At 60.1% G+C, this 22,214-nt stretch carries 22 protein-coding genes; 19 read left to right on the forward strand and 3 right to left on the reverse strand.

Annotated features, from left to right (window positions below; genetic code table 11):
* Positions 1-323 (reverse strand): DUF2062 domain-containing protein (locus AC1DRJ_RS04880; protein ID WP_477801100.1); only part of this gene is annotated, 323 nt, incomplete at its 3' end.
* Between the two features lie 141 nt (positions 324-464).
* Here AC1DRJ_RS04880 and AC1DRJ_RS04885 point away from each other — a divergent pair.
* From AC1DRJ_RS04885 to AC1DRJ_RS04940, 12 genes are all read left to right on the forward strand, one after another.
* Positions 465-2,699, forward strand: a complete 2,235-nt coding sequence (locus AC1DRJ_RS04885) for a DNA internalization-related competence protein ComEC/Rec2 (RefSeq protein WP_477801101.1) — start codon at positions 465-467, stop codon at positions 2,697-2,699.
* 97 nt (positions 2,700-2,796) lie between these two features.
* Positions 2,797-3,432 (forward strand): MotA/TolQ/ExbB proton channel family protein, encoded by a 636-nt coding sequence (locus AC1DRJ_RS04890; RefSeq protein ID WP_477791196.1) that lies wholly within the window; start codon positions 2,797-2,799, stop codon positions 3,430-3,432.
* On the forward strand, positions 3,429-3,860 hold the full coding sequence (locus AC1DRJ_RS04895; protein WP_477801102.1) for an ExbD/TolR family protein: 432 nt from the start codon (positions 3,429-3,431) through the stop codon (positions 3,858-3,860). The genes AC1DRJ_RS04890 and AC1DRJ_RS04895 overlap by 4 nt, the downstream gene beginning before the upstream one ends.
* A complete protein-coding gene (gene lpxK, locus AC1DRJ_RS04900; protein WP_477801103.1) occupies positions 3,860-4,870 on the forward strand; it encodes a tetraacyldisaccharide 4'-kinase in 1,011 nt (336 codons plus the stop codon). The genes AC1DRJ_RS04895 and lpxK overlap by 1 nt, the downstream gene beginning before the upstream one ends.
* 25 nt (positions 4,871-4,895) lie before the next feature.
* Positions 4,896-5,081, forward strand: a complete 186-nt coding sequence (locus AC1DRJ_RS04905) for a Trm112 family protein (protein ID WP_007945752.1) — start codon at positions 4,896-4,898, stop codon at positions 5,079-5,081.
* The gene (gene kdsB, locus AC1DRJ_RS04910; protein WP_477801104.1) at positions 5,078-5,842 is read left to right on the forward strand and encodes a 3-deoxy-manno-octulosonate cytidylyltransferase; all 765 of its coding nucleotides are present in this window, start codon (positions 5,078-5,080) and stop codon (positions 5,840-5,842) included. Before AC1DRJ_RS04905 ends, kdsB begins: the two co-directional genes overlap by 4 nt.
* Positions 5,842-6,306, forward strand: coding sequence for a low molecular weight protein-tyrosine-phosphatase (locus AC1DRJ_RS04915; RefSeq protein ID WP_477801105.1), 465 nt, complete (start codon positions 5,842-5,844; stop codon positions 6,304-6,306). The genes kdsB and AC1DRJ_RS04915 overlap by 1 nt, the downstream gene beginning before the upstream one ends.
* The gene (gene murB / locus AC1DRJ_RS04920) at positions 6,303-7,322 is read left to right on the forward strand and encodes a UDP-N-acetylmuramate dehydrogenase (protein ID WP_477801106.1); all 1,020 of its coding nucleotides are present in this window, start codon (positions 6,303-6,305) and stop codon (positions 7,320-7,322) included. The genes AC1DRJ_RS04915 and murB overlap by 4 nt, the downstream gene beginning before the upstream one ends.
* A gap of 242 nt (positions 7,323-7,564) precedes the next feature.
* Positions 7,565-8,035, forward strand: coding sequence for a (2Fe-2S)-binding protein (locus AC1DRJ_RS04925; RefSeq protein ID WP_477801107.1), 471 nt, complete (start codon positions 7,565-7,567; stop codon positions 8,033-8,035).
* On the forward strand, positions 8,032-10,362 hold the full coding sequence (locus AC1DRJ_RS04930; RefSeq protein WP_477801108.1) for a xanthine dehydrogenase family protein molybdopterin-binding subunit: 2,331 nt from the start codon (positions 8,032-8,034) through the stop codon (positions 10,360-10,362). Before AC1DRJ_RS04925 ends, AC1DRJ_RS04930 begins: the two co-directional genes overlap by 4 nt.
* Positions 10,362-11,345, forward strand: a complete 984-nt coding sequence (locus AC1DRJ_RS04935) for an XdhC family protein (protein WP_477801109.1) — start codon at positions 10,362-10,364, stop codon at positions 11,343-11,345. Before AC1DRJ_RS04930 ends, AC1DRJ_RS04935 begins: the two co-directional genes overlap by 1 nt.
* Complete coding sequence (locus AC1DRJ_RS04940) at positions 11,342-11,938, forward strand: nucleotidyltransferase family protein (RefSeq protein WP_477801110.1); 597 nt, start codon at positions 11,342-11,344, stop codon at positions 11,936-11,938. Before AC1DRJ_RS04935 ends, AC1DRJ_RS04940 begins: the two co-directional genes overlap by 4 nt.
* Positions 11,939-12,131: 193 nt before the next feature.
* On the opposite strand, the gene rne is transcribed toward AC1DRJ_RS04940, so the two are convergent.
* Complete coding sequence (gene rne / locus AC1DRJ_RS04945; protein ID WP_477801111.1) at positions 12,132-15,341, reverse strand: ribonuclease E; 3,210 nt, start codon at positions 15,339-15,341, stop codon at positions 12,132-12,134.
* 700 nt (positions 15,342-16,041) lie between these two features.
* On the opposite strand from rne, the gene rluC reads away from it, so the two are divergent.
* Genes rluC through sppA form a run of 3 tightly spaced genes read left to right on the forward strand, consistent with a single transcriptional unit; the run spans position 16,042 to position 18,666 of the window.
* Entirely contained in the window at positions 16,042-17,004 is a 963-nt protein-coding gene (gene rluC / locus AC1DRJ_RS04950) for a 23S rRNA pseudouridine(955/2504/2580) synthase RluC (RefSeq protein WP_477801112.1), read from the forward strand.
* Positions 16,991-17,653, forward strand: coding sequence for an HAD-IA family hydrolase (locus AC1DRJ_RS04955; RefSeq protein ID WP_477801113.1), 663 nt, complete (start codon positions 16,991-16,993; stop codon positions 17,651-17,653). Before rluC ends, AC1DRJ_RS04955 begins: the two co-directional genes overlap by 14 nt.
* 23 nt (positions 17,654-17,676) lie before the next feature.
* Entirely contained in the window at positions 17,677-18,666 is a 990-nt protein-coding gene (gene sppA, locus AC1DRJ_RS04960) for a signal peptide peptidase SppA (RefSeq protein ID WP_477801114.1), read from the forward strand.
* Positions 18,667-18,713: 47 nt separating this feature from the next.
* On the opposite strand, the gene AC1DRJ_RS04965 is transcribed toward sppA, so the two are convergent.
* Positions 18,714-19,292 (reverse strand): Maf family protein, encoded by a 579-nt coding sequence (locus tag AC1DRJ_RS04965; protein WP_477801115.1) that lies wholly within the window; start codon positions 19,290-19,292, stop codon positions 18,714-18,716.
* A gap of 106 nt (positions 19,293-19,398) precedes the next feature.
* Between AC1DRJ_RS04965 and AC1DRJ_RS04970 the strand changes: the two genes are divergently transcribed.
* From AC1DRJ_RS04970 to fabD, 4 genes are all read left to right on the forward strand, one after another.
* Positions 19,399-19,926, forward strand: coding sequence for a YceD family protein (locus AC1DRJ_RS04970; protein ID WP_008152342.1), 528 nt, complete (start codon positions 19,399-19,401; stop codon positions 19,924-19,926).
* A 13-nt stretch (positions 19,927-19,939) separates the two neighbouring features.
* The gene (gene rpmF, locus AC1DRJ_RS04975; protein WP_008152339.1) at positions 19,940-20,122 is read left to right on the forward strand and encodes a 50S ribosomal protein L32; all 183 of its coding nucleotides are present in this window, start codon (positions 19,940-19,942) and stop codon (positions 20,120-20,122) included.
* Positions 20,123-20,126: 4 nt separating this feature from the next.
* Positions 20,127-21,137 (forward strand): phosphate acyltransferase PlsX, encoded by a 1,011-nt coding sequence (gene plsX, locus AC1DRJ_RS04980; protein ID WP_477801116.1) that lies wholly within the window; start codon positions 20,127-20,129, stop codon positions 21,135-21,137.
* Positions 21,138-21,262: 125 nt separating this feature from the next.
* Positions 21,263-22,201, forward strand: a complete 939-nt coding sequence (gene fabD / locus AC1DRJ_RS04985; RefSeq protein ID WP_477801117.1) for an ACP S-malonyltransferase — start codon at positions 21,263-21,265, stop codon at positions 22,199-22,201.
* Positions 22,202-22,214: the final 13 nt, after the last annotated feature.

Here is a 22,214-nt window from a genome sequence, read left to right on the forward strand (position 1 = left end):
GGCACATCCAACAGCCAGGCACCGGTCTGATACGTGCAGAAAAATACGGCTGGCATGGTGATCGGGTTGGTCAGCCAGACCAGACTCACCGCGATCGGCATATTGCCTCGCACAATGATGGAAAGCACGGCGGCCAGCAGCATTTGCATCGGAATCGGCAAAAACGCGGCGAACAGGCCGACTGCCATCGCCCGGGCCACAGAGTGGCGGTTGAGATGCCAGAGGTTGGGGTCATGCAGCAACGTGCCGAGAAAGCGTAAGGATTTGTGTTCCTTGATGCTGGTCGGGTCTGGCATGTAGCGTTTGAACAAGCGCCGGGGCATATGGCTTCTCGGTCGGTTAAGGCGGCAAGTATGTCTGGATTCTTCGAACCACCCATTCAGACTTTGTGACAATTATTAACGGCGTCTGTGCATTTAGCCGGCTAAGCCTAAGCCAAGGTGGGAATTCTTCAGGATGAGTGTATGCGCACAGGGACGTTGGCGCTGGCGTTGGGTTTGTTGACCCTGCGTTTTTTGCCGGTTTTACCGCCGGTCGGTTTATGGCTGTTACTGCCGACAGTGGGTTTGATGGTGTTGCCGTTTCGGACGTATCCGTTGGCGTTTTTCCTGTTTGGCTTCAGTTGGGCGTGCGCGAATGCGCAGTGGGCGCTGGATGATCGCCTGCCACTGAAGCTAGATGGCGAAACCCGCTGGATAGAAGGGCGGGTGACAGGGTTACCGCAGAATGCCGACGGCGTAGTGCGTTTCGAGCTGATGGACAGCCAATCACGCCGAACGAAGCTACCCAGGCGTTTGCGGCTGGCTTGGTACGACGGACCGCCCGTCAACAGTGGCGAGCGCTGGCGACTGGCGGTCAAATTGAAGCGGCCGTCCGGGCTGCTCAATCCCCATGCCTTCGATTACGACGCCTGGCTGCTTGCGCAACACATCGGCGCGACCGGCACGGTCAAGGCGGGTGAGCGAATCACCGAAGCCCGAGGGGCCTGGCGCGACGGCATCCGCCAGCGTTTACAAGCGGTCGATGCCCAGGGCCGCACCGCTGCGTTGACGGCGCTGGTATTGGGCGATGGCGCCGGGCTGAGTCGTGAAGAGTGGCAAGTACTGCAAGACACCGGCACCGTGCACCTGTTGGTGATTTCCGGGCAGCACATCGGATTGTTGGCGGGATTGGTCTACATGCTGATCGCCGGGCTGGCACGTTTTGGCCTGTGGCCAGGATATTTGCCCTGGCTACCCTGGGCCTGCGGGCTGGCGTTTTTGGCAGCGCTGGCTTACGGGCTGTTGGCCGGCTTCGATGTTCCGGTGCAACGCGCTTGCGTGATGATTGGTCTGGTGCTGTTGTGGCGGCTGCGCTTTCGTCACCTCGGCGCCTGGTGGCCGCTGTTGCTGGCGCTCAATGGTGTGTTGCTGCTGGATCCGTTGGTCAGTCTGCAACCGGGCTTCTGGTTGTCCTTCGCCGCCGTGGCCGTGTTGATCTTTACCTTTGGCGGGCGGTTGGGCGCTTGGCGATGGTGGCAAACCTGGACCCGGGCTCAATGGCTGATCGCAATCGGACTCGGCCCATTGCTGCTGGTGCTCGGCTTGCCGATCAGTATCAGCGGGCCGGTGGTCAATTTGCTGGCGGTACCCTGGATCAGTCTAGTGGTGTTGCCACCGGCCTTGCTCGGGACATTGTTGTTGCCCGTGCCTTTTGCGGGCGAAGGGTTGCTATGGCTGGCAGGCGGTTTGATCGACGGGCTGTTCGAGGCGCTGACATTGATGGCCGGGAAATTGCCCGCATGGGTACCAGTGGCAGTGCCGTTGTGGTGTTGGGGACTCGGTATTTCAGGGGCCTTTCTACTCTTGCTGCCGCGCGGTGTGCCGCTGCGCCCTTTAGGGTGGCCGTTGTTGCTGTTGCTGGTTTTTCCGCCTCGGCCGTTGTTGTCCGAAGGCATGGCCGATGTCTGGCAATTAGACGTCGGCCAAGGGTTGGCTATCCTCGTGCGTACCCGTCATCACACACTGTTGTATGACGCCGGACCGCGTTTCGGCGATCTCGACCTCGGTGAACGGGTGGTGCTGCCGTCATTGCGCAAACTCGGGGTCAGGGAGCTCGACCTGATGCTAATCAGCCACGCCGATGCCGATCAYGCCGGCGGTGCGCGAGCAGTGGCCAATGGCTTGCCGGTCAAGCGGGTACTCAGTGGCGATCCCGAGGGTTTGCCTGTCGAACTGCAAGCCCAAGGGTGTGAAAGTGGGCGGCAATGGAACTGGGACGGTGTGAATTTCCAACTGTGGCAATGGGCGTCAGCCCATGACAGCAATCAGAAGTCCTGCGTCTTGCAAATAGAGGCCAGTGGCGAGCGTCTGTTGCTGACGGGTGATATCGACACAGCTGCCGAAAGTGCCTTGCTGGAGAGTCCTCTGGCGGTGACCACCGATTGGTTGCAGTCTCCGCATCACGGCAGCCGCAGTTCCTCGTCGATGGCCCTGTTGCGCATGTTGCAACCCAAGGCGGTATTGATTTCCCGTGGGCAGGGCAATTCTTTTGGCCATCCGCACCCCACGGTCGTGGCGCGCTATCAGAAACGCGGCATGGCGATTTACGATAGCGCCGAACAAGGGGCCATTCATCTGCAATTGGGGCGTTTCAAGCCACCGTGGACAATGCGTCTGGATCGGCGTTTCTGGCGCGATCCGCCGCCTGTCAATAAATAACCGAGAGTTATTAAAGCCTGACCGGAAGCGACATCACGGTCTTCGGTGCGCTCACCCCCTATGTTAGAGTGGCGCACTTTTTCGAGGGGACGTCACTGTGTGGGAATTGGTCAAATCCGGCGGTTGGATGATGCTGCCGATCATTTTGAGTTCCATCGCGGCCATGGCGATTGTCGCCGAGCGTCTCTGGACCCTGCGAAGCAGCCGTGTGACCCCAGAGCATCTGCTCGGGCAGGTCTGGGTGTGGATCAAGGACAAGCAACTGAATAAAGAAAAACTCAAGGAACTGCGCGCCAACTCACCGCTGGGCGAGATTCTCGCGGCGGGCCTGGCCAATTCCAAACATGGTCGCGAGATCATGAAAGAGTGCATTGAAGAAGCTGCTGCGCGGGTGATTCACGAGCTCGAACGCTACATCAATGCCTTGGGCACCATCGCCGCCATGGCCCCATTGCTGGGCTTGTTGGGGACCGTGTTGGGCATGATCGATATTTTCAGCGCATTCATGGGGACTGGCATGGGCACTAACGCTGCGGTGCTGGCCGGTGGTATCTCCAAGGCTCTGATCACTACGGCTGCGGGCCTGATGGTCGGCATCCCGGCCGTATTCTTCCACCGTTTCCTGCAACGCCGCATCGATGAGTTGGTGGTGGGCATGGAGCAGGAAGCGATCAAGCTGGTCGAAGTGGTGCAAGGTGACCGTGATGTGGACCTGACCGAGGGCAGAGCGTGAAATTCCGCCGCAAGCCGCGGGAGACGGTAGACATCAACCTCGCGTCGCTGATCGACGTGGTGTTTATCCTGCTGCTGTTTTTCGTTGTCACGACCACGTTTACCCGTGAAACCCAGTTGCGAGTCGAACTGCCGGAAGCGGTCAGCGGCGCTCCGACTGAAGATCAACAGGTCAAGCAACTGGACATCGGCATCAACGCCGAAGGCGTGTTCTCACTGAACAATCGGGTACTGCCCAAAAGCGACCTGGCGACAGTGATGGAAGCGCTGCAAAAAGAATCCAACGGCGACACCAGCCTGCCGCTGTCCATCAGCGCAGACGGCAAGACTCAACATCAGTCCGTCATCACTGCCATGGACGCCGCCGGCAAGCTCGGTTTCAGCCATTTGCGCATGACTACCGTCGAGGCGGCGCCGCCCGCACCCTGATGGCCATGTCTGATCGCTTGCTCGCCGCGTGGTACGAAGGTCATCCGGCCCTGAAGCTGTTGCAGCCACTGGAGTGGTTGTATCGGCGCGTGGTCATGAACAAGCGCAAGCGATTCCTCGCCGGTGAGGGCGAGATCTATCAGCCACCCGTGCCATTGATCGTGGTCGGCAATATCACAGTAGGTGGCACCGGCAAGACGCCGCTGATTCTGTGGATGATCGAGCATTGCCAGCGCAGCGGGTTGCGGGTGGGCGTGGTCAGTCGCGGCTACGGCGCCAAACCGCCGCATCTGCCGTGGCGCGTTGAAGCGGATCAAGGCGCGGATATAGCGGGCGACGAACCGCTGCTGATCGTCCAGCGCACCGGCGTGCCGTTGATGATTGACCCGGACCGCAGCAGCGCGGTCAAGGCACTGCTGGCGAGCGAGCCGCTGGACCTGATTCTTTCTGACGACGGCATGCAGCATTACCGCATGGCGCGCGATCTGGAACTGGTACTGATCGATGCAGCTCGAGGCCTTGGCAACCAGCGTTGCCTGCCTGCCGGACCGTTGCGCGAACCGGTCGAGCGCCTGCAAAGCGTCGACGCGGTGCTCTACAACGGCGCCGCGGATGATCGCGATAGCGGATTTGCCTTCCAGCTGCAACCCACCGCCCTGATCAATTTGCAAAGCGGTGAACGGCGTTCCCTCGACCACTTTCCCACGGGCCAGGCGCTGCACGCGGTGGCCGGGATCGGTAATCCGCAGCGTTTCTTCACAACCCTCGAAACGTTACACTGGCGGCCAGTCCCGCATGCGTTTGCCGACCACGCCGAATACAGCGTGCAAGCCTTGAATTTCACACCGTCATTGCCGTTGGTGATGACTGAAAAGGACGCGGTGAAGTGCCGTGCCTTCGCCGCCGCCGATTGGTGGTACCTGGCGGTCGATGCTGTGCCATCACCGGCTTTCGTGGCCTGGTTCGATACGCAGCTGATGCGCCTGTTGCCGGATCGTCTTTTGCCTTAACTCCGTTTTTACCCAGGGAATGCTCATGGACACCAAATTGCTCGACATCCTCGCTTGCCCGGTCTGCAAAGGCCCTCTCAAGCTCAGCGCCGACAAGACCGAGCTGATCAGCAAGGGCGCAGGCCTCGCGTACCCGATCCGCGATGGCATCCCGGTCATGCTCGAAACCGAAGCGCGCACCCTGACCACCGACGAGCGTCTCGATAAATGACCACAGCCTTTACCGTTGTCATTCCATCGCGTTTCGCCTCCACCCGCTTGCCGGGCAAACCACTGCTGTTGATCGCCGGCAAGCCGATGATCCAGCACGTCTGGGAACAGGCGAGCAAAAGCAGCGCACAGCGCGTGGTGGTTGCCACTGACGATGCGCGCATTGTCGAGGCTTGCAACGGGTTCGGTGCTGAAGTCGTGATGACCCGCGAAGACCACAATTCCGGCACCGACCGCCTGGCCGAAGTGGCCGCGAAACTCGGCTTGGCGCCAGACGCCATCGTGGTCAACGTCCAGGGTGACGAACCGTTGATCCCGCCAAGCGTGATCGATCAGGTTGCAGCCAACCTAGCTGCCCACACCGACGCGCGCATGGCCACGCTGGCCGAGCCCATCGAAGATGTGGAAACCTTGTTCAACCCTAACGTGGTCAAGGTCGTCAGCGACCTCAATGGCCTGGCGCTGACCTTCAGTCGCGCGACATTGCCGTGGGCGCGGGATGCGTTCGCCAAAAGTCGTGAGCAATTGCCGGAAGGCGTGCCGTATCGTCGCCACATCGGCATCTATGCCTACCGCGCCGGTTTCCTGCATGACTTCGTCAGCTGGGGCCCGTGCTGGCTGGAAAACACTGAATCCCTGGAACAACTGCGTGCCCTGTGGCATGGCGTGCGGATTCACGTGGCCGATGCGTTGATCGCGCCGCCCACCGGTGTCGACACCGTTGAAGACCTAGAGCGCGTTCGTCGCCTGCTGGAAGCCTGATGCGCGTTCTATTCGTTTGCCTGGGCAACATCTGCCGCTCTCCAACGGCCGAAGGCGTGTTGCGGCACAAACTGCGCGAAGCGGGGCTGGCGGATCAGATTGAGGTCGCCTCCGCCGGCACCGGTGAGTGGCACGTCGGCAAGGCGCCGGACAAACGCAGCCAGGCCGCGGCCAAGTTGCGCGGTTACGACCTGTCCGCCCAGCGCGCCCAGCAAGTCACCCGCGCCGATTTCGCCACTTACGACTTGATCCTGGCAATGGACAACAGCAACCTGCGCCACCTCCAAGCCTTGCAACCAGCCAAGGGTAAAGCCGAGCTGGATTTGTTCCTGCGTCGCTTCCAGTCGGAACTCGATGAAGTGCCGGACCCGTACTACGACGGTGATCAGGGCTTCGAACAGGTGCTGGACCTGATCGAGCGCGCCAGTGATTTGCTGGTGATCGAATTGAAGGAACGGTTATGAGTTTTCAGGTTCGATCACAGGTTTCACTCAAACCGTTCAACAGCTTCGGGGTCGATGTTCAGGCTCGCCTGTTCGCCGAGGCCCACAGCGATGCCGACGTGCGTGAAGCCCTGGCCTACGCCGCGCAACATGACGTTCCGTTATTGGTGATCGGCGGAGGCAGCAATCTGCTGCTGACGGCTGACATCCAGTCGCTGGTACTGCGCATGGCCACACGCGGGATTCGCATCCTCAGTGATGACGGCAGCAAAGTCGTGATCGAAGCCGAGGCTGGCGAGCCTTGGCATCCGTTCGTGCAGCACACCCTGGCGCAGGGCTTGTCCGGCCTGGAAAACCTCAGCCTGATCCCCGGCACTGTCGGTGCGGCACCGATGCAGAATATCGGCGCGTATGGGGTAGAGATCAAGGACGTGTTCGCCGGCCTGACTGCGCTGGATCGCCGGACCGGTGAACTGCGGGATTTCACCCTGCTAGAGTGCAACTTCGCTTACCGCGACAGCCTGTTCAAGCAGGAGCCGGGACGCTGGTTGATTCTGCGTGTTCGTTTCACCCTCGACCGCGCCGCGCATTTGCATCTGGAATACGGCCCGGTGCGTCAGCGCCTGACCGAGCAAGGCATCGAGCAGCCGACGGCCACGGATGTCAGCCAGGCGATTTGCAGCATCCGTAATGAAAAACTCCCGGACCCGGCTGTACTGGGCAATGCCGGTAGCTTCTTCAAAAACCCGTTAGTGCCCGCGGCGCTGGTTGCACAGCTGAAGGGCGAATACCCGGATCTGGTGGCTTATGCGCAACCTGATGGGCAAATGAAGCTGGCCGCGGGCTGGTTGATCGAGCAGGCAGGCTGGAAAGGTTTCCGCGACGCCGACGCTGGCGTGCACACGTTGCAGGCGCTGGTGCTGGTCAACTACGGCAGCGCGACCGGCCTGCAATTGCTCCATCTGGCGCAGCGTATTCAGAAAGACATTTCGGAACGTTTCCATGTCGACCTGGAAATGGAGCCCAATCAGTATTGAAGCTACGCTTTCAAGACTGGTCTCAAGAGCCCTGCACACCTTCTCCTGTGCAGGGCTTTTTTGTTAATACTGGGTTAACTTAGCCACCTAACGATGCAAGCATTTGCTCCACTAAAGGCCCGGTGCAGACCTTCCCGTCGCATAAGAGAGCCTCATTAGCCTGAGTTGATCTGCGTGTCACCAACCAAGATCCCACGGCAGATTGCTCGACCCCATAACTCAAGAACTATGCGGGCGTGCCCATGATTACCCTGAAACTCAACGGTCAAGACCATTCACTCGACGTCACCGAGGACATGCCGCTGCTCTGGGCCATCCGCGACGTGGCCGGTTACAACGGCACCAAATTTGGCTGCGGCATGGGCCTGTGCGGCGCTTGCACGATTCACATCAACGGAGCGCCTGCGCGCAGTTGCATCACGCCGATTGGCTCGGTGGTCGGACAGAACGTCACCACCATTGAGAACTTGCACACTGACCCGGTCGGGCAGGTGGTCCAGCAAGCATGGCTCGATACCGCCGTGGCGCAATGCGGTTTCTGCCAGGGCGGGCAGATCATGTCGGCGACAGCGCTGCTCAAAACCAATCCGAACCCCACCGACGCGCAAATTGAAGAGGCGATGGTCGGCAACATTTGCCGCTGCGGGACTTACAATCGCATCAAAACCGCCATCCGTCAGGCCTCCACTCACTTGAAGGAGGCCAAGGCATGAGCCAGTTACCCAATGATTTTGCCCTGAGCAATCTCAGCAACCTGAGCCGACGCGGTTTCCTCAAAGGTGTCGGCGCTACCAGTGCATTGGTGCTGGTAGCCAGTTGGGGCTGGCAGGACGTTTTCGCCGAAGAGACCTCGAAGAAGTTCGGCGCCGACGGCATGCCCCACGGTGCGATTGATGATCCCAAGGTGTACGTCAGCATCGCCACCGATGGCACGGTGACCGTGGTCTGCAACCGTTCAGAAATGGGCCAGGGCGTGCGCACCAGCCTGACGATGGTGGTGGCCGATGAACTGGACGCCGACTGTGCGAGGGTGAAAGTGCAACAGGCGCCGGGCGACGAAGTGCGTTTCGGCAACCAGGACACTGACGGTTCGCGCAGCATGCGTCACTGGTTCGAACCGATGCGCCGGTGCGGTGCCGCTGCTCGAACCATGCTGGAGCAGGCGGCCGCCAACCAATGGAAAGTGCCACTTGGCGAGTGCCATGCGCAACTGCACAAAGTCATCCATACACCGACCGGTCGCGAGTTGGGCTACGGCGAACTGGCCGTGGCGGCCGGTGCGCTGGCGGTTCCCGCTCGCGACAGCGTACGGCTCAAGGATCCATCGCAGTTTCTGTACATCGGCAAGGAAGGCACCAAGGCCATCGATGGAGCAGACATCGTCAACGGCCGCGCCGTTTACGGGGCTGACGTGCATTTCGATGGCATGCTCTACGCCACTATTGCGCGTCCGGCGGTGTACGGTGGCAAGGTCAAAACCTTCGATGCCAGCGCCGCGATGAAAGTCCCGGGCGTGATTAAGGTGTTGCAGATCGGCGCCAGTCCGGTGCCGTCGGAATTCCAACCCTTGGGTGGCGTGGCCGTGGTGGCCAAGAACACCTGGGCAGCAATCAAGGGCCGCGATGCGCTGAAGATCGAGTGGGATGACGGCCCGAACGCCAGCTATGACTCGATTGCCTATCGCAAGGAGTTGGAAGCTGCGTCCCTCAAGCCTGGCAAAGTGGTGCGCAATACCGGCAACCTCGAGGAGGCCATGGACAGCGCCGACACCGTCCTCGAAGCGTCCTATTACCTGCCGCACCTGGCGCAGGCACCCATGGAGCCGATGGTCGCCATTGCCCGCTTCAAGGACGGTGTCTGCGAAGCCTGGGGGCCGAGTCAGGCGCCGCAAGTGACCCGAACTAGGATTGGCGAGCGCCTCGGCATCCCGTTCGTCAACGTCACGTTCAACGTCACCTTGCTCGGTGGCGGTTTCGGTCGAAAATCCAAGCCTGACTTCATCATTGAAGCGGCGATCCTCGCCAAAGAGTTCCCAGGCAAGGCGGTCCGGGTGCAATGGACCCGTGAAGACGACATCCACTGTTCCTATTTCCACACCGTGTCGGCCGAGTACCTCAAAGCCGGCTTGAACAAGGACGGCCTGCCGTCCGCCTGGCTGCACCGCACCGTGGCGCCAAGCATCACCGCGCTGTTTGCGCCGGGCATGAACCATGAAGCGGCGTTTGAGTTGGGCATGGGGTTCACCAACATGGCCTACGCGATTCCCAACGTGCGCCTGGAAAACCCGGAGGCGACGGCTCATACCCGCGTCGGCTGGTATCGCTCGGTGTCGAACATCCCGCATGGCTTTGCGATACAAAGTTTTGTCGATGAACTGGCGCACAAGGCCGGGCAGGATCCGCTCAAGTACCAGATCAAATTGCTTGGTCCGGACCGTCAGATCGATCCGCGCACGTTGAGTGACGAGTGGAACTACGGCGAATCCCCCGAGCGTTATCCGATTGATACTGCACGGCTGCGCACCGTATTGGAAACCGCCGCCAAAGCCGCCGGCTGGGGGCGCGAGCTGCCAAAAGGCCGAGGCTTGGGGCTGGCGGTGCAATATAGCTTCGTCACTTATGTGGCGGCGGTGATCGAAGTAGAAGTCAAAGACGATGGCACTCTGATCGTGCACAAGGCTGACATCGCCGTGGATTGCGGGCCGCAGATCAACCCCGAGCGCATTCGCTCGCAGTTCGAGGGCGCCTGCGTCATGGGGCTCGGCAATGCGGTGCTGGGGGAGATCAGCTTCAAGGACGGCAAGGTCCAGCAGGACAACTTCCACATGTACGAAGTGGCACGCATGTCCTTGGCGCCCAAGGAAGTCGCCGTTCATCTGGTCACCCCACCAGGCGTTGTGCCATTGGGCGGTGTCGGTGAACCGGGCGTGCCGCCGATTGCGCCAGCCCTGTGCAACGCGATCTTCGCCGCCACCGGCAAACGTATCCGCAGCCTGCCGGTTCGCTATCAACTGCAAGGTTGGCAGAAGGCACAAGCCTGATGGACAGCGTCGATCTGAATGTCCTGCGCAGCGTGCTTGAATGGCGCCGCGCCGGTCAGCGAGTGGTGCTGTACAGCGTGGTCCAGACCTGGGGCACCGCGCCTCGGGCGCCTGGCGCCATGCTGGCCTTGCGAGAAGATGGCGTGGTGATCGGCTCGGTTTCGGGCGGTTGTGTCGAGGATGATCTCATTGCCCGGCTGCACGACGGGCGTATCCCTGCTGACGGGCCGCCCGTGCAATTGATCACCTATGGTGTCACCCGCGAAGAGGCCGCGCGGTTTGGTTTGCCCTGTGGCGGTACGTTGCGGCTGACCGAGGAGCAGGTTGGCGATCCGCATTGGGTTGCCGAGTTGCTTGCACGCTGTGAGGCGCATGAAATTGTCGCTCGCACGCTTGATATTGCCACGGGTGAAGTGCTGTTGCAGTTAGCGAACAAGACTGATGTGCTGAGTTTCGACGGCACCACGCTGCGCGCGATTTATGGTCCGCGGTGGCGCCTGTTATTGATCGGCGCCGGGCAATTGTCCCGTTACGTCGCCGAGATGGCGCGGCTGTTGGATTTCGAAGTGCTGATCTGCGATCCACGCTCCGAGTTCGTTTACGGTTGGGAAGAGCAGCACGGTCGATTTGTCTCGGGCATGCCTGATGAGGCGGTGCTGACCATTCAGGCCGACGAGCGCACGGCCATTGTCGCCCTGACTCACGATCCTCGCCTGGATGACATGGCGCTGCTTACGGCCCTCGACTCCAAGGCTTTTTATGTTGGCGCGCTGGGCTCGCGGGTCAACAGCCTGAAGCGCCGGGCAAACCTCGCCGAGCTAGGCTTGTCACCACAGGCGATCGAGCGTCTGCATGGCCCGATCGGGTTGCACATTGGCAGCCACAGTCCGGCGGAAATCGCTTTGTCACTGATGGCCGAAATTGTCGCGATCAAGAACGGCGTCGAACTGAAGCAAAAGAAACCGTTTCAGGAGGCTATATGAGTGAGTCCATCGGCGTCATTGTGCTGGCGGCGGGGCAGGGCAGTCGTTTTCGTGAGGTGGCGGGGGCTGACAAGGACAAGCTGTTGGCGGATTGCACGGGGCTCGACGGCACTGTGCGTTCGGTGATCGAGCAGGTGTTGGTGAGCGTGCCGACTTCGCTGGATAAACGCGTGCTGGTGACCACTGAGGATCGCCCGCAGGTAATTCGCATGGCTCAGGCCTACGATTTCGAGGTCGTATTGATCGAAACGACGGGCATGGGCGACAGCATTGCGGCTGGCGTGGCGGCGTGTCCGCAGCTCGATGGCTGGTTGATTGTGCTGGGGGATATGCCGTTTATCCTGCCGTCGAGTATTGAACGAGTGGTGGCGGGGATTGCTGAAGACTCCGTCAGTGTGCCGGTGAATGCGGGTGAGTACGGGCATCCGGTCGGGTTCGGTCGCAGTTTTGGGCCGGGGTTGACGGGATTGTCCGGTGATCACGGTGCCAAGCCGTTGTTTGCGCAGGGTAGGGTGGTTGAAGTGGCGGTGGATGATCCCGGGGTGTTGTGGGATGTGGATGTGCCTGAAGCACTGGTCTTCAGGCCAACGTAAATGATCGTTCCCATGCTCTGCGTGGGAACGCAGCCCGGGACGCTCCGCGTCCCAAAGCAGACGCAGAGCGTCCAATCAGGCATTCCCACGCAGAGCGTGGGAACGATCCGCACAGGGGCGCGCGATGATGTTCCGAGACATAAAAAAGCCCCGCCTGGCATTACCAGGCGGGGCTTTTTATTGGCCTAGGGAATTAGACGAGGGGTTTAGGCTCGTGCTCTTTTTCCTGGGCTTGTTCGTGTTGCTCTACAGCTTCCTGAACGGAGCGCGGTGCTTCTTCGATGACCGATTCGGCAGGTGCCGCTTCGACCACTTCAGCTGCAACCGGAGCAGCAGCGGCAGCCTGTTCGGCTTCCTTCTGCAGACGCTCTTCTTCACGCTTGCGACGACGCACTTCACGCGGGTCGTTCGGCGCACGGCCGCTTGGCGTCAAGGCACTGACCGGGGCAGCTTCAACCACAGGAGCAGCCACTTCGGTAACCACTGGAGCCGGCGCTTCAACAACTGGAGCAGGCTCGGCAGCCACAACCACTGGCTCGGAAACCATCGCTTCAGCCACCGGGGCTTCAACGACTGGCGCTGGCGCTTCGACGGCTGGCTCGGCAACCCAGTTGAACGCGGTTTGTTCTTCACGAACTTCGCGGACAGCTTCGGTCACGGTTTCAGTGACGGTTTCGGCAGCAGGTTCGGCAGCAACTACTGGCTCGGCAGCTGGTTCAGCGAAGGTAGCAGGCTCGGCGGCAGCTTCAACAACAGGCTGTGCTTCACGAACCGGAGCCACTTCGATTTCCGGAGCGGCAGTCGCTTCGACCGGAGTCGTTGCTTCAACCACTGGCGCTTCAACCGGAGCAGTTTCCTGAACAGCAGCAGTGGCGCGTTCGGCTTGCTCGTGAGCTTGTGCTTCAGCTGGCGCGCTGATCACGGTGCTGGCAACTGCTGCGGTAACAGCCAGGCCGGCGGCCAGATCAGAAGTGCTTGGCACTTCGTTGCTTTCGCCAGCTTCGTTACCTTCAGATTCTTCCGAACCTTCGATCACGTTGCCGTTTGCATCACGTTGACGCTCGCGACGGTTGCTGCGACGACGCTGGCCACGGGAGCGGCGGCGTGGACGATCGCCTTCGGCGCCTTCCTGACCGTCTTCCTGCAGTTGCTCTTCGTTGGCAGTCAGCTCTTCTTCAGCGACGGCGGCAGCGGGTTGTTCAGCACGTGGCTGACGTTCTTCACGCGGTGGGCGTGGAGCGCGTTCTTCACGTGGCTGGCGAGCCGGACGCTCTTCAGCGGTAGCTGCAGCAACGACTGGGGCGGCAGGGGCGGCATCCAGAGGCTCGCGCAGTTCACGAACCGGGCGCTCTTCACGCTCGCCACGTGGCTTGCGGTCTTCGCGTGGAGCGCGCGGTGCACGTTCTTCACGTGGGGCGCGTGGTGCGCGCTCTTCACGTGGAGCGCGTTCTTCGCGAGCTACGGCTACGGCCGGGGCTTCTTCGCGGGCTTCGCGGGCTTCGCGTGGCTCACGGGGTGCGCGCTCTTCACGCGGTGCACGTTCCTCACGAGGCTTACGTTCTTCATCGCGGCGACCATTACGGTTGCGGCTCTGCTGACGACCGTTGCGACGCTCTTCGTTACGGGCCGGGCGCTCGGTGGTCGCTGGTTTTTCAACCACAACCGGAGCAGCAGGCTCTTCCTTGATTGCAAACAGGCTCACCAGCGACTTCACCAGGCCTTTGAACAGGCTTGGTTCTGGCACGGCAACCGGTGCAACTACGGGGGCGGCAGCGACGACTTCGGTCGGAACCGGAGCGTTGGCACGGGCCGGAGCGGTCTTGACCGCGGCTTCCTGGCGAACCAGGGTGCGGGTCGCGGCAGCTGGCTGGACTTCTTCGACTTCGGCAGCGGCAGCAGCGATTTCGTAGCTGGACTGATTGATGCTGGCTTCCGGGCTGTCATCGCGCAGACGCTGAACTTCGAAGTGCGGCGTTTCGAGGTGATCGTTCGGCAGAATGACGATGCGGGCACGGGTGCGCAGTTCGATCTTGGTGATCGAGTTGCGTTTTTCGTTGAGCAGGAACGCAGCAACCGGGATCGGCACTTGTGCGCGAACTTCGGCGGTGCGGTCTTTCAGGGCTTCTTCTTCGATCAGGCGCAGGATGGCCAGCGACAGCGATTCAACATCGCGGATGATGCCGGTGCCGTTGCAACGCGGGCAAACGATGCCGCTGCTTTCGCCCAGCGATGGACGCAGGCGCTGACGGGACATTTCCAGCAGGCCGAAGCGCGAGATGCGACCGACTTGCACGCGAGCGCGGTCGGCTTCCAGGCATTCGCGGACTTTCTCTTCCACGGCGCGCTGGTTCTTGGCAGGGGTCATGTCGATGAAGTCGATGACGATCAGGCCGCCGATGTCGCGCAAGCGCAACTGACGGGCGATTTCTTCGGCGGCTTCAAGGTTGGTCTGCAGTGCGGTTTCTTCGATGTCGCTGCCTTTGGTGGCGCGCGCCGAGTTGATGTCGATGGACACCAGGGCTTCGGTCGGATCGATAACGATGGAACCGCCGGAAGGCAGTTCAACGACGCGCTGGAAAGCGGTCTCGATCTGGCTTTCGATCTGGAAACGGTTGAACAGCGGAACGCTGTCTTCGTACAGCTTGATCTTGCTGGCGTACTGCGGCATCACCTGACGGATGAAGGTCAGGGCTTCGTCCTGGGCTTCAACGCTGTCGATCAGCACTTCGCCGATGTCCTGGCGCAGGTAATCGCGGATGGCGCGGATGATCACGTTGCTTTCCTGGTAGATCAGGAACGGCGCGGAACGATCCAGCGAAGCTTCTTTGATGGCGGTCCAGAGTTGCAGCAGGTAATCGAGGTCCCACTGCATTTCTTCGCTGCTGCGGCCCAAGCCGGCAGTGCGCACGATCAGACCCATGTCGGCCGGGGCAACCAGACCGTTCAGGGCTTCACGCAGTTCGTTGCGCTCTTCACCTTCGATGCGACGGGAAATACCGCCGGCACGCGGGTTGTTCGGCATCAGGACGAGGTAACGACCGGCCAGGCTGATGAAGGTGGTCAGGGCGGCGCCCTTGTTGCCACGTTCTTCTTTTTCGACCTGAACGATAACTTCCTGGCCTTCGCTCAGGACGTCCTTGATATTGACGCGGCCTTCGGGGGCTTTCTTGAAGTATTCGCGGGAGATTTCTTTGAGGGGCAGGAAGCCGTGGCGCTCGGAGCCGAAATCGACAAAGGCAGCCTCAAGGCTTGGTTCGATGCGAGTAATCCGGCCTTTATAGATGTTGGCCTTCTTCTGCTCGCGTGCACCGGATTCGATGTCCAGGTCGTAGAGGCGTTGGCCATCTACCAGTGCAACACGCAACTCTTCGGGTTGAGTTGCGTTAATCAGCATTCTTTTCATGTAGTACCGTCGGTTTCCGGGCTGCCGGAAACGGCGTTCGGCACACACGACTTCTCACGGTCGGTGTCAGGTGCGTCAGGAGTGGTTGGCCACTCCAGTGTCTAGCGAACCCCGACCAATTGGGCCAGTGTCGCGACGTACGCGTCCTGCTTGCTGTGGCTACTTAAGCACTCAGTCAGGAGGAGGAATCAACCAGCGGCTGTGGACGAGATGAAGCGTCTTGATAAAGCCTAGTGCTACACAGTCCAGCGGTTGTGCATCTCCACCCTACACGTATCCCTGATAATTCGGGTGCTGCCGCGCGCAGAATCCGCAGCGGGTTGGCATTTACCGTGAGCTCCGAAGGGGGAGATCACGCATCATGGCTAATTTAGGCGTTGTTTCCGAAGCGTTCGCCCAGGGTCGTTCGTGGCTGACTGCACTTTGTGAACTGGCCGTGAATATTTGCTCGCAAGGCGAGTGAAAACTCTGCTTTGCGGCATGATTCAGGCCTCATGTCACCTGCGCTCGTTACAGCTGCAAACTCCACCGTTACGTAGCGAAAGCCCCGTAGGACGGCCTCGCGTCCTGGTGAATTGCGTTGGTCAGGGCCGGTTTTTGACCGTTGGTCCGCTGTCCAGGCCGCTTTTGGCGGCGTTCGCGACTATAGCAGCAATGATTAAGTGCTTCAATTCCATAAAAAATTGTTATCATTCGCGCCATGACGACTACAGCCCCTTCGACCCCAGCCGTACAACTGCTGGAGGTCTCGCCGGAATATGCCGGCCAACGTATTGACAACTTCCTTCTCGCTCGGCTTAAAGGCGTGCCCAAGACCCTGATTTACCGCATTTTGCGCAAAGGCGAAGTGCGAGTGAACAAAGGTCGGATCAAGCCCGAATACAAGCTGCAGGCGGGCGATATCGTGCGCGTGCCGCCGGTTCGCGTGCCTGAACGCGACGAGCCGGTGCCGCTAGCCCAAGGCCTGCTTCAGCGCCTCGAAGCCTCGATTGTCTTCGAAGACAAGGCACTGATCGTGATCAACAAGCCTTGCGGCATTGCGGTTCATGGCGGCAGCGGCCTGACTTACGGGGTGATCGAAGCCTTCCGTCAGTTGCGTCCCGATTGCAAGGAACTCGAGCTGGTTCACCGTCTCGACCGTGATACGTCAGGCCTGCTGATGATCGCCAAGAAGCGCAGTATGTTGCGCCACTTGCACACGGCCTTGCGCGGCGATGGCGTCGATAAGCGCTATATGGCGCTGGTCCGCGGTAACTGGGCGGCCTCGATCAAGCAAGTCCGTGCGTCGCTGGGCAAGAGCAATCTGCGTTCTGGCGAGCGCATGGTCGAGGTCGACGAGGAGGAGGGCAAGGAGTCTGTGACCGTGTTCAAGGTCCTGCGCCGCTTCGGCGACTTCGCCACCCTGATCGAGGCCAAGCCGATCACTGGCCGCACTCACCAGATTCGCGTCCATACCCTGCACGCCGGGCATTGCATTGCTGGCGACACCAAGTATGGCGATGAGGGTTTCAGCAAGGAAATCCGCGACCTGGGCGGTAAGCGCCTGTTCCTTCACGCTTACATGCTGACCGTGCCGCTGCCCGRTGGCGGCGAGCTGAAATTGCAGGCGCCCGTGGATGAGATGTGGGCCAAGACCGTGGAGCGTTTGAGTGCGCCACTCTGATTACAAACTGCTGATTTTCGATTGGGACGGCACGTTGGCTGACTCCATTGGTCGGATTGTCGAGGCGATGCATGTCGCGTCCGAGCGCTCCGGATTTCAGCTATGTGATGATTTTGCGGTCAAAGGCATTATCGGCCTGGGTTTGCCAGAGGCGATTCGTACCCTGTATCCCGAGATCGGCGACACCGAATTGGTAGCGTTTCGTCAGCACTATGCGGATCACTATATCGCCTCCGAAGCCGTGCCTTCGCCGCTGTTCGAAGGCGTAGTCGAGTCGATGGAGGCGTTTCGTGCCGAGGGGTATCATTTGGCTGTGGCGACCGGCAAGGCGCGTCGCGGGCTGGATCGGGTGCTGAAGTCGCACGGTTGGGAGGATTATTTCGACATCACCCGCGCCGCCGATGAAACCGCGAGCAAGCCGCATCCGCTGATGCTTGAACAGATTCTCGCCCATTGCGAGGTTCGTCCCGAGCAGGCGCTGATGGTTGGCGATTCGTCCTTCGACCTGCAAATGGCGCGCAATGCCGGCATGGATTCGGTGGCGGTCAGCTACGGCGCGCAATCGATCGAGGCACTGCAGTTGTTCGAGCCGGCACTGGCCATTGATCGTTTTTCAGAATTGCATGCCTGGCTAAGTCAGCGGGCTTAATAGACTTTTGCTGGGGTAGAGTCATGACCGACGAATGGAAAGCGCCCGCCAAGGCGAGCGCAGAGAGCGGTGACGAAAAAAGCTGGAAGCTGTTGGAAAAGACCCTGCTGGCCAGTGTGCAGGAGCAGCGCCGGTCGCGTCGCTGGGGGATTTTCTTCAAGTTGCTGACTTTCGTGTACCTGGTTGTCGCGCTGATCCTGTTTACGCCGCTGATGGACATTGAAAAGAGTGCGACCAGCARCTCCAACTACACGGCATTGATCGATGTGACGGGCATGATCGCCGACAAGGAGCCGGCCAGTGCTGACAACATCGTCGGCAGTCTGCGCGCAGCCTTCGAGGACGAGAAAGTCAAAGGCGTCATCCTGCGCATTAACAGCCCGGGCGGCAGTCCGGTGCAGTCGGGTTACGTCTATGACGAAATCGTCCGTCTGCGCGGCCTGCATCCGGACACCAAGGTGTATGCGGTGATCTCCGATCTGGGCGCTTCCGGTGCTTATTACATTGCCAGTGCGGCGGATCAGATCTACGCCGACAAGGCGAGCCTGGTGGGTTCCATTGGTGTGACGGCAGCTGGCTACGGCTTTGTCGGCACCATGGAGAAGTTGGGTGTCGAGCGTCGCACCTATAACTCGGGTGAGCACAAATCGTTCCTTGATCCGTTCCAGCCGCAGAAGCCTGAGGAGACTCAATTCTGGCAGGGCGTTCTGGACACAACGCACCAGCAGTTCATCAACAGCGTGAAAAAGGGACGTGGCGACCGCCTCAAGGACAAAGAACATCCTGAGTTGTTCTCTGGTCTGGTCTGGAACGGTGAGCAAGCGCTGCCACTCGGTTTGATTGATGGCCTGGGTAGCGCCAGTTCCGTGGCCCGGGACGTAATTGGTGAGAAAGAACTGGTGGATTTCACCGTTCAGGAATCGCCGTTCGATCGCTTCTCGAAAAAGCTGGGCGCCAGCGTGGCGGAGCAGTTGGCGATGTGGATGGGCTTCCACGGTCCATCGATGCGCTGATCCATGGCTGCATAAAAAAACCGGCCTTCGTGGCCGGTTTTTTGCGCTTAGGGGATTTGCACGCCTTCGACCAGCAGCATATCGATCAGGCGGATCAGTGGCAGGCCGATCAGGCTGGTGGCGTCAGGGCCTTCCGTGCTTTGAAACAGGCTCACCCCCAAACCTTCAGCTTTGAAGCTGCCAGCGCAGTCGTAGGGCTGTTCGGCGCGCAGGTAGCGTTCAATGCGTGCCTGGTCGAGTGTGCGCATGTGTACAGTGAACGGCACGCATTCAACCTGGCAGTCGCCGGTCTGGCTGTTGAGTAGCGCCAGGCCGGTGAGGAAGGTTACGCTGGCACCGCTGGAGGCCAGCAGTTGTTCGCGAGCTTTTTCGAAGGTGTGGGGCTTGCCGATAATCCTGTCGCCGAGTACCGCGACCTGGTCGGAGCCGATGATCAGATGGGCGGTATGGTTGCCCGCAAGTGCTTGGGCTTTTTCTTTGGCGAGGCGTTTGACCAGTTCGACGGCCGGCTCGCCCGGTCGATGGCTTTCGTCGATATCCGGCGAGCTGCAGGTGAACGGCAGCTGCAAGCGGGCCAGCAATTTCCGGCGATACACCGAGCTTGAAGCGAGTAATAATGGCAGCATGCGCAACTCCAAAAGTCAGGCGTGAATTCTAGCGGAGGCTTGCAAGTGACGGACAGGGCTGAATTTCCTTTGACATGGCTGGGGGCATCCCTATAATGCTGCGCCTATGTTGAATGACCCGATTCCACCTCACGTTGACCCGCGCAAATTGGCTGATCGTGGCACCACCCTTCAAGGTGAAATGCTGCTGGCCGATTTGGAGAGACTCTGCGACCCGCTTTCCGACACTGTCGGTACGGTGCAGGCTAAATTCGTTTTTGAACGAGATGAACGTAAATCTGTGGTCATCCACAGCTTTATCGACACCGAGGTCAAAATGGTTTGCCAGCGTTGTCTTGAGCTGGTCACCCTGCCGATCCATAGCGAATGCAGTTATGCTGTGGTGAAGGAGGGTGCGAATACCCAGTCGTTGCCGAAAGGTTATGACGTGCTGGAACTGGGCGAAGATCCTTTGGATCTGCAGTCACTGATCGAGGAGGAGCTTCTGCTCGCCTTGCCCATTGTGCCTGCTCATCATCCGGAAGAATGCCAGCAGCCGGCGGGTCTCGATGAGCCCGAACCGAGCGAGGACGAGGTAACGCGGTCCAACCCGTTCAGTGTATTGGCGCAGTTAAAGCGTGACCCAAACGTTTAGGAGTTAATCAATTATGGCTGTTCAGCAGAACAAAAAATCCCGCTCTGCCCGTGACATGCGTCGTTCGCACGACGCCCTGACGGCAAGCACTCTGTCTGTAGAAAAAACCACCGGTGAAATTCACCTGCGTCACCACGTATCGCCAGAAGGCGTATACCGTGGCCGTAAAGTGATCGACAAGGGCGCTGACGAGTAATCACTTGTCTGCTCAAGTCATCGCGATTGACGCAATGGGCGGGGACTTCGGTCCCCGCAGCATTGTTCAGGCCAGTCTCGCTTGCCTGTCTGCTACACCCTCGTTGCACCTGACCCTCGTCGGTCAACCCTCCCTTCTTGAAGAATTGCTCTCTGGCCAATCGGCTGTGGATCGCTCGCGCCTGTCGATTGCGCCTGCGTCTGAAGTCATCACCATGGACGAAAAGCCTGCACAGGCTTTACGCGGCAAGCCCGACTCGTCGATGCGCGTGGCGCTCGAGTTGTTGCGCGACGGCAAGGCCCAGGCCTGCGTCAGTGCCGGCAATACCGGCGCGCTGATGGCGCTGTCGCGGTTTGTGCTCAAGACCTTGCCGGGCATTGATCGTCCGGCAATGGTGGCGGCGATTCCGACGCAAAAGGGCTATTGCCAGTTACTGGATCTGGGCGCCAACGTCGATTGCAGCGCCGAGCACCTGTTGCAGTTCGCAATCATGGGCTCAGTCGCGGCTGAGACGCTTGGTATTGTTCGCCCGCGTGTCGCGCTGCTGAACATCGGTACCGAAGACATCAAGGGCAATCAACAGGTCAAGCTGGCGGCCACCTTGTTACAGGCGGCTCGTGGAATCAATTACATCGGATTTGTCGAAGGTGACGGTTTGTACCGTGGCGAGGCGGATGTGGTGGTGTGTGACGGCTTTGTCGGCAATATCCTGCTCAAGTCGAGCGAGGGGCTGGCGACCATGATTGCCGGGCGCATCGAAGCCTTGTTCAAGAAAAACCTCGCGTCAAAAATGGTCGGTGCCCTGGCGTTGCCATTGATGAAGCGTCTTCAGGCTGAGCTCGCGCCTGCGCGACATAACGGCGCCAGCTTCCTCGGTTTGCAAGGGATTGTGGTGAAAAGCCATGGTTCGGCCGGGGTTCAGGGGTTTCAAAGCGCGATTTCCCGCGCGTTGATCGAGATTCAGGAAAACCTGCCGGAGCGGATTCACGGTCGTCTGGAGGATTTGTTGCTTTAGGTGTTTTCGTCGGACAATGCTTAAATGTGACCGCTTGGTTCAATTGGCCATCCAACTGTCAGTTTCTTGTGTCCCCCACTTGGGACATCAATTCTCCGACGACAAGATCATTAGGGGCTTGTTACATGTCTGCTTCCCTCGCATTCGTCTTTCCAGGACAGGGTTCGCAGTCCCTCGGCATGCTGGCCGAGCTGGGCGCGCAACATCCGATTGTCCTCGAAACATTCAAAGAAGCTTCCGATGCTCTGGGTTACGACCTGTGGGCACTGACCCAGCAAGGGCCGGAAGAACAGCTCAATCAAACCGATAAAACCCAGCCGGCCATTCTGACTGCCTCGATCGCCTTGTGGCGTCTGTGGCTGGCCGAAGGCGGTGCGCGTCCGGCTTACGTTGCCGGTCACAGCCTGGGCGAGTACAGCGCGCTGGTTGCTGCGGGCAGCCTGAGTCTGGGCGACGCGGTCAAACTGGTTGAACGCCGTGGTCAGTTGATGCAGGAAGCCGTTCCGGCCGGGCAGGGTGGCATGGCCGCCATTCTCGGTCTGGACGATGCTGACGTGCTGGCCGCCTGTGCCGAAGCGGCGCAAGGCGAAGTGGTCAGCGCGGTGAACTTCAACTCCCCGGGCCAAGTGGTGATCGCCGGTGCCAAGGCTGCGGTCGAGCGCGCCATCGAAGGCTGCAAGGCCCGTGGTGCCAAGCGCGCCATGCCGTTGCCGGTCAGCGTGCCGTCGCACTGCGAGCTGATGCGCCCGGCGGCCGAGCGTTTTGCCGAGTCCATCGCTGCTATCGACTGGCAAACACCGCAGATTCCTGTTGTACAGAACGTCAGCGCCAATGTGCCGGCTGATCTGGAGACCCTCAAGCGTGATCTGCTTGAGCAGCTCTACAAGCCTGTGCGCTGGGTTGAATCGGTCCAGGCGCTGGCCGCCAAGGGCGCGACCCAGCTGGTCGAATGCGGTCCCGGCAAAGTGCTGGCCGGTTTGAACAAGCGCTGCGCCGAAGGCGTATCGACATCCAACCTCAATACCCCAGACGCTTTCGCTGCCGCCCGTGCAGCGCTGGCCTGAATCAGGAGAAACC

The sequence above is a fragment of the Pseudomonas sp. P5_B2 genome, assembly GCF_056400445.1.

Coding starts and splice junctions, on each gene's coding strand:
- rpmF (WP_008152339.1), top strand. CDS start 19,940: ATGGCTGTTCAGCAGAACAAAAAATCCCGCTCTGCCCGTGACATGCGT.
- AC1DRJ_RS04970 (WP_008152342.1), top strand. CDS start 19,399: ATGTTGAATGACCCGATTCCACCTCACGTTGACCCGCGCAAATTGGCT.
- AC1DRJ_RS04925 (WP_477801107.1), top strand. CDS start 7,565: ATGATTACCCTGAAACTCAACGGTCAAGACCATTCACTCGACGTCACC.
- lpxK (WP_477801103.1), top strand. CDS start 3,860: ATGGCCATGTCTGATCGCTTGCTCGCCGCGTGGTACGAAGGTCATCCG.
- AC1DRJ_RS04915 (WP_477801105.1), top strand. CDS start 5,842: ATGCGCGTTCTATTCGTTTGCCTGGGCAACATCTGCCGCTCTCCAACG.
- AC1DRJ_RS04935 (WP_477801109.1), top strand. CDS start 10,362: ATGGACAGCGTCGATCTGAATGTCCTGCGCAGCGTGCTTGAATGGCGC.
- rne (WP_477801111.1), bottom strand. CDS start 15,341: ATGAAAAGAATGCTGATTAACGCAACTCAACCCGAAGAGTTGCGTGTT.
- AC1DRJ_RS04930 (WP_477801108.1), top strand. CDS start 8,032: ATGAGCCAGTTACCCAATGATTTTGCCCTGAGCAATCTCAGCAACCTG.
- murB (WP_477801106.1), top strand. CDS start 6,303: ATGAGTTTTCAGGTTCGATCACAGGTTTCACTCAAACCGTTCAACAGC.
- AC1DRJ_RS04965 (WP_477801115.1), bottom strand. CDS start 19,292: ATGCTGCCATTATTACTCGCTTCAAGCTCGGTGTATCGCCGGAAATTG.
- AC1DRJ_RS04940 (WP_477801110.1), top strand. CDS start 11,342: ATGAGTGAGTCCATCGGCGTCATTGTGCTGGCGGCGGGGCAGGGCAGT.
- fabD (WP_477801117.1), top strand. CDS start 21,263: ATGTCTGCTTCCCTCGCATTCGTCTTTCCAGGACAGGGTTCGCAGTCC.
- AC1DRJ_RS04905 (WP_007945752.1), top strand. CDS start 4,896: ATGGACACCAAATTGCTCGACATCCTCGCTTGCCCGGTCTGCAAAGGC.
- kdsB (WP_477801104.1), top strand. CDS start 5,078: ATGACCACAGCCTTTACCGTTGTCATTCCATCGCGTTTCGCCTCCACC.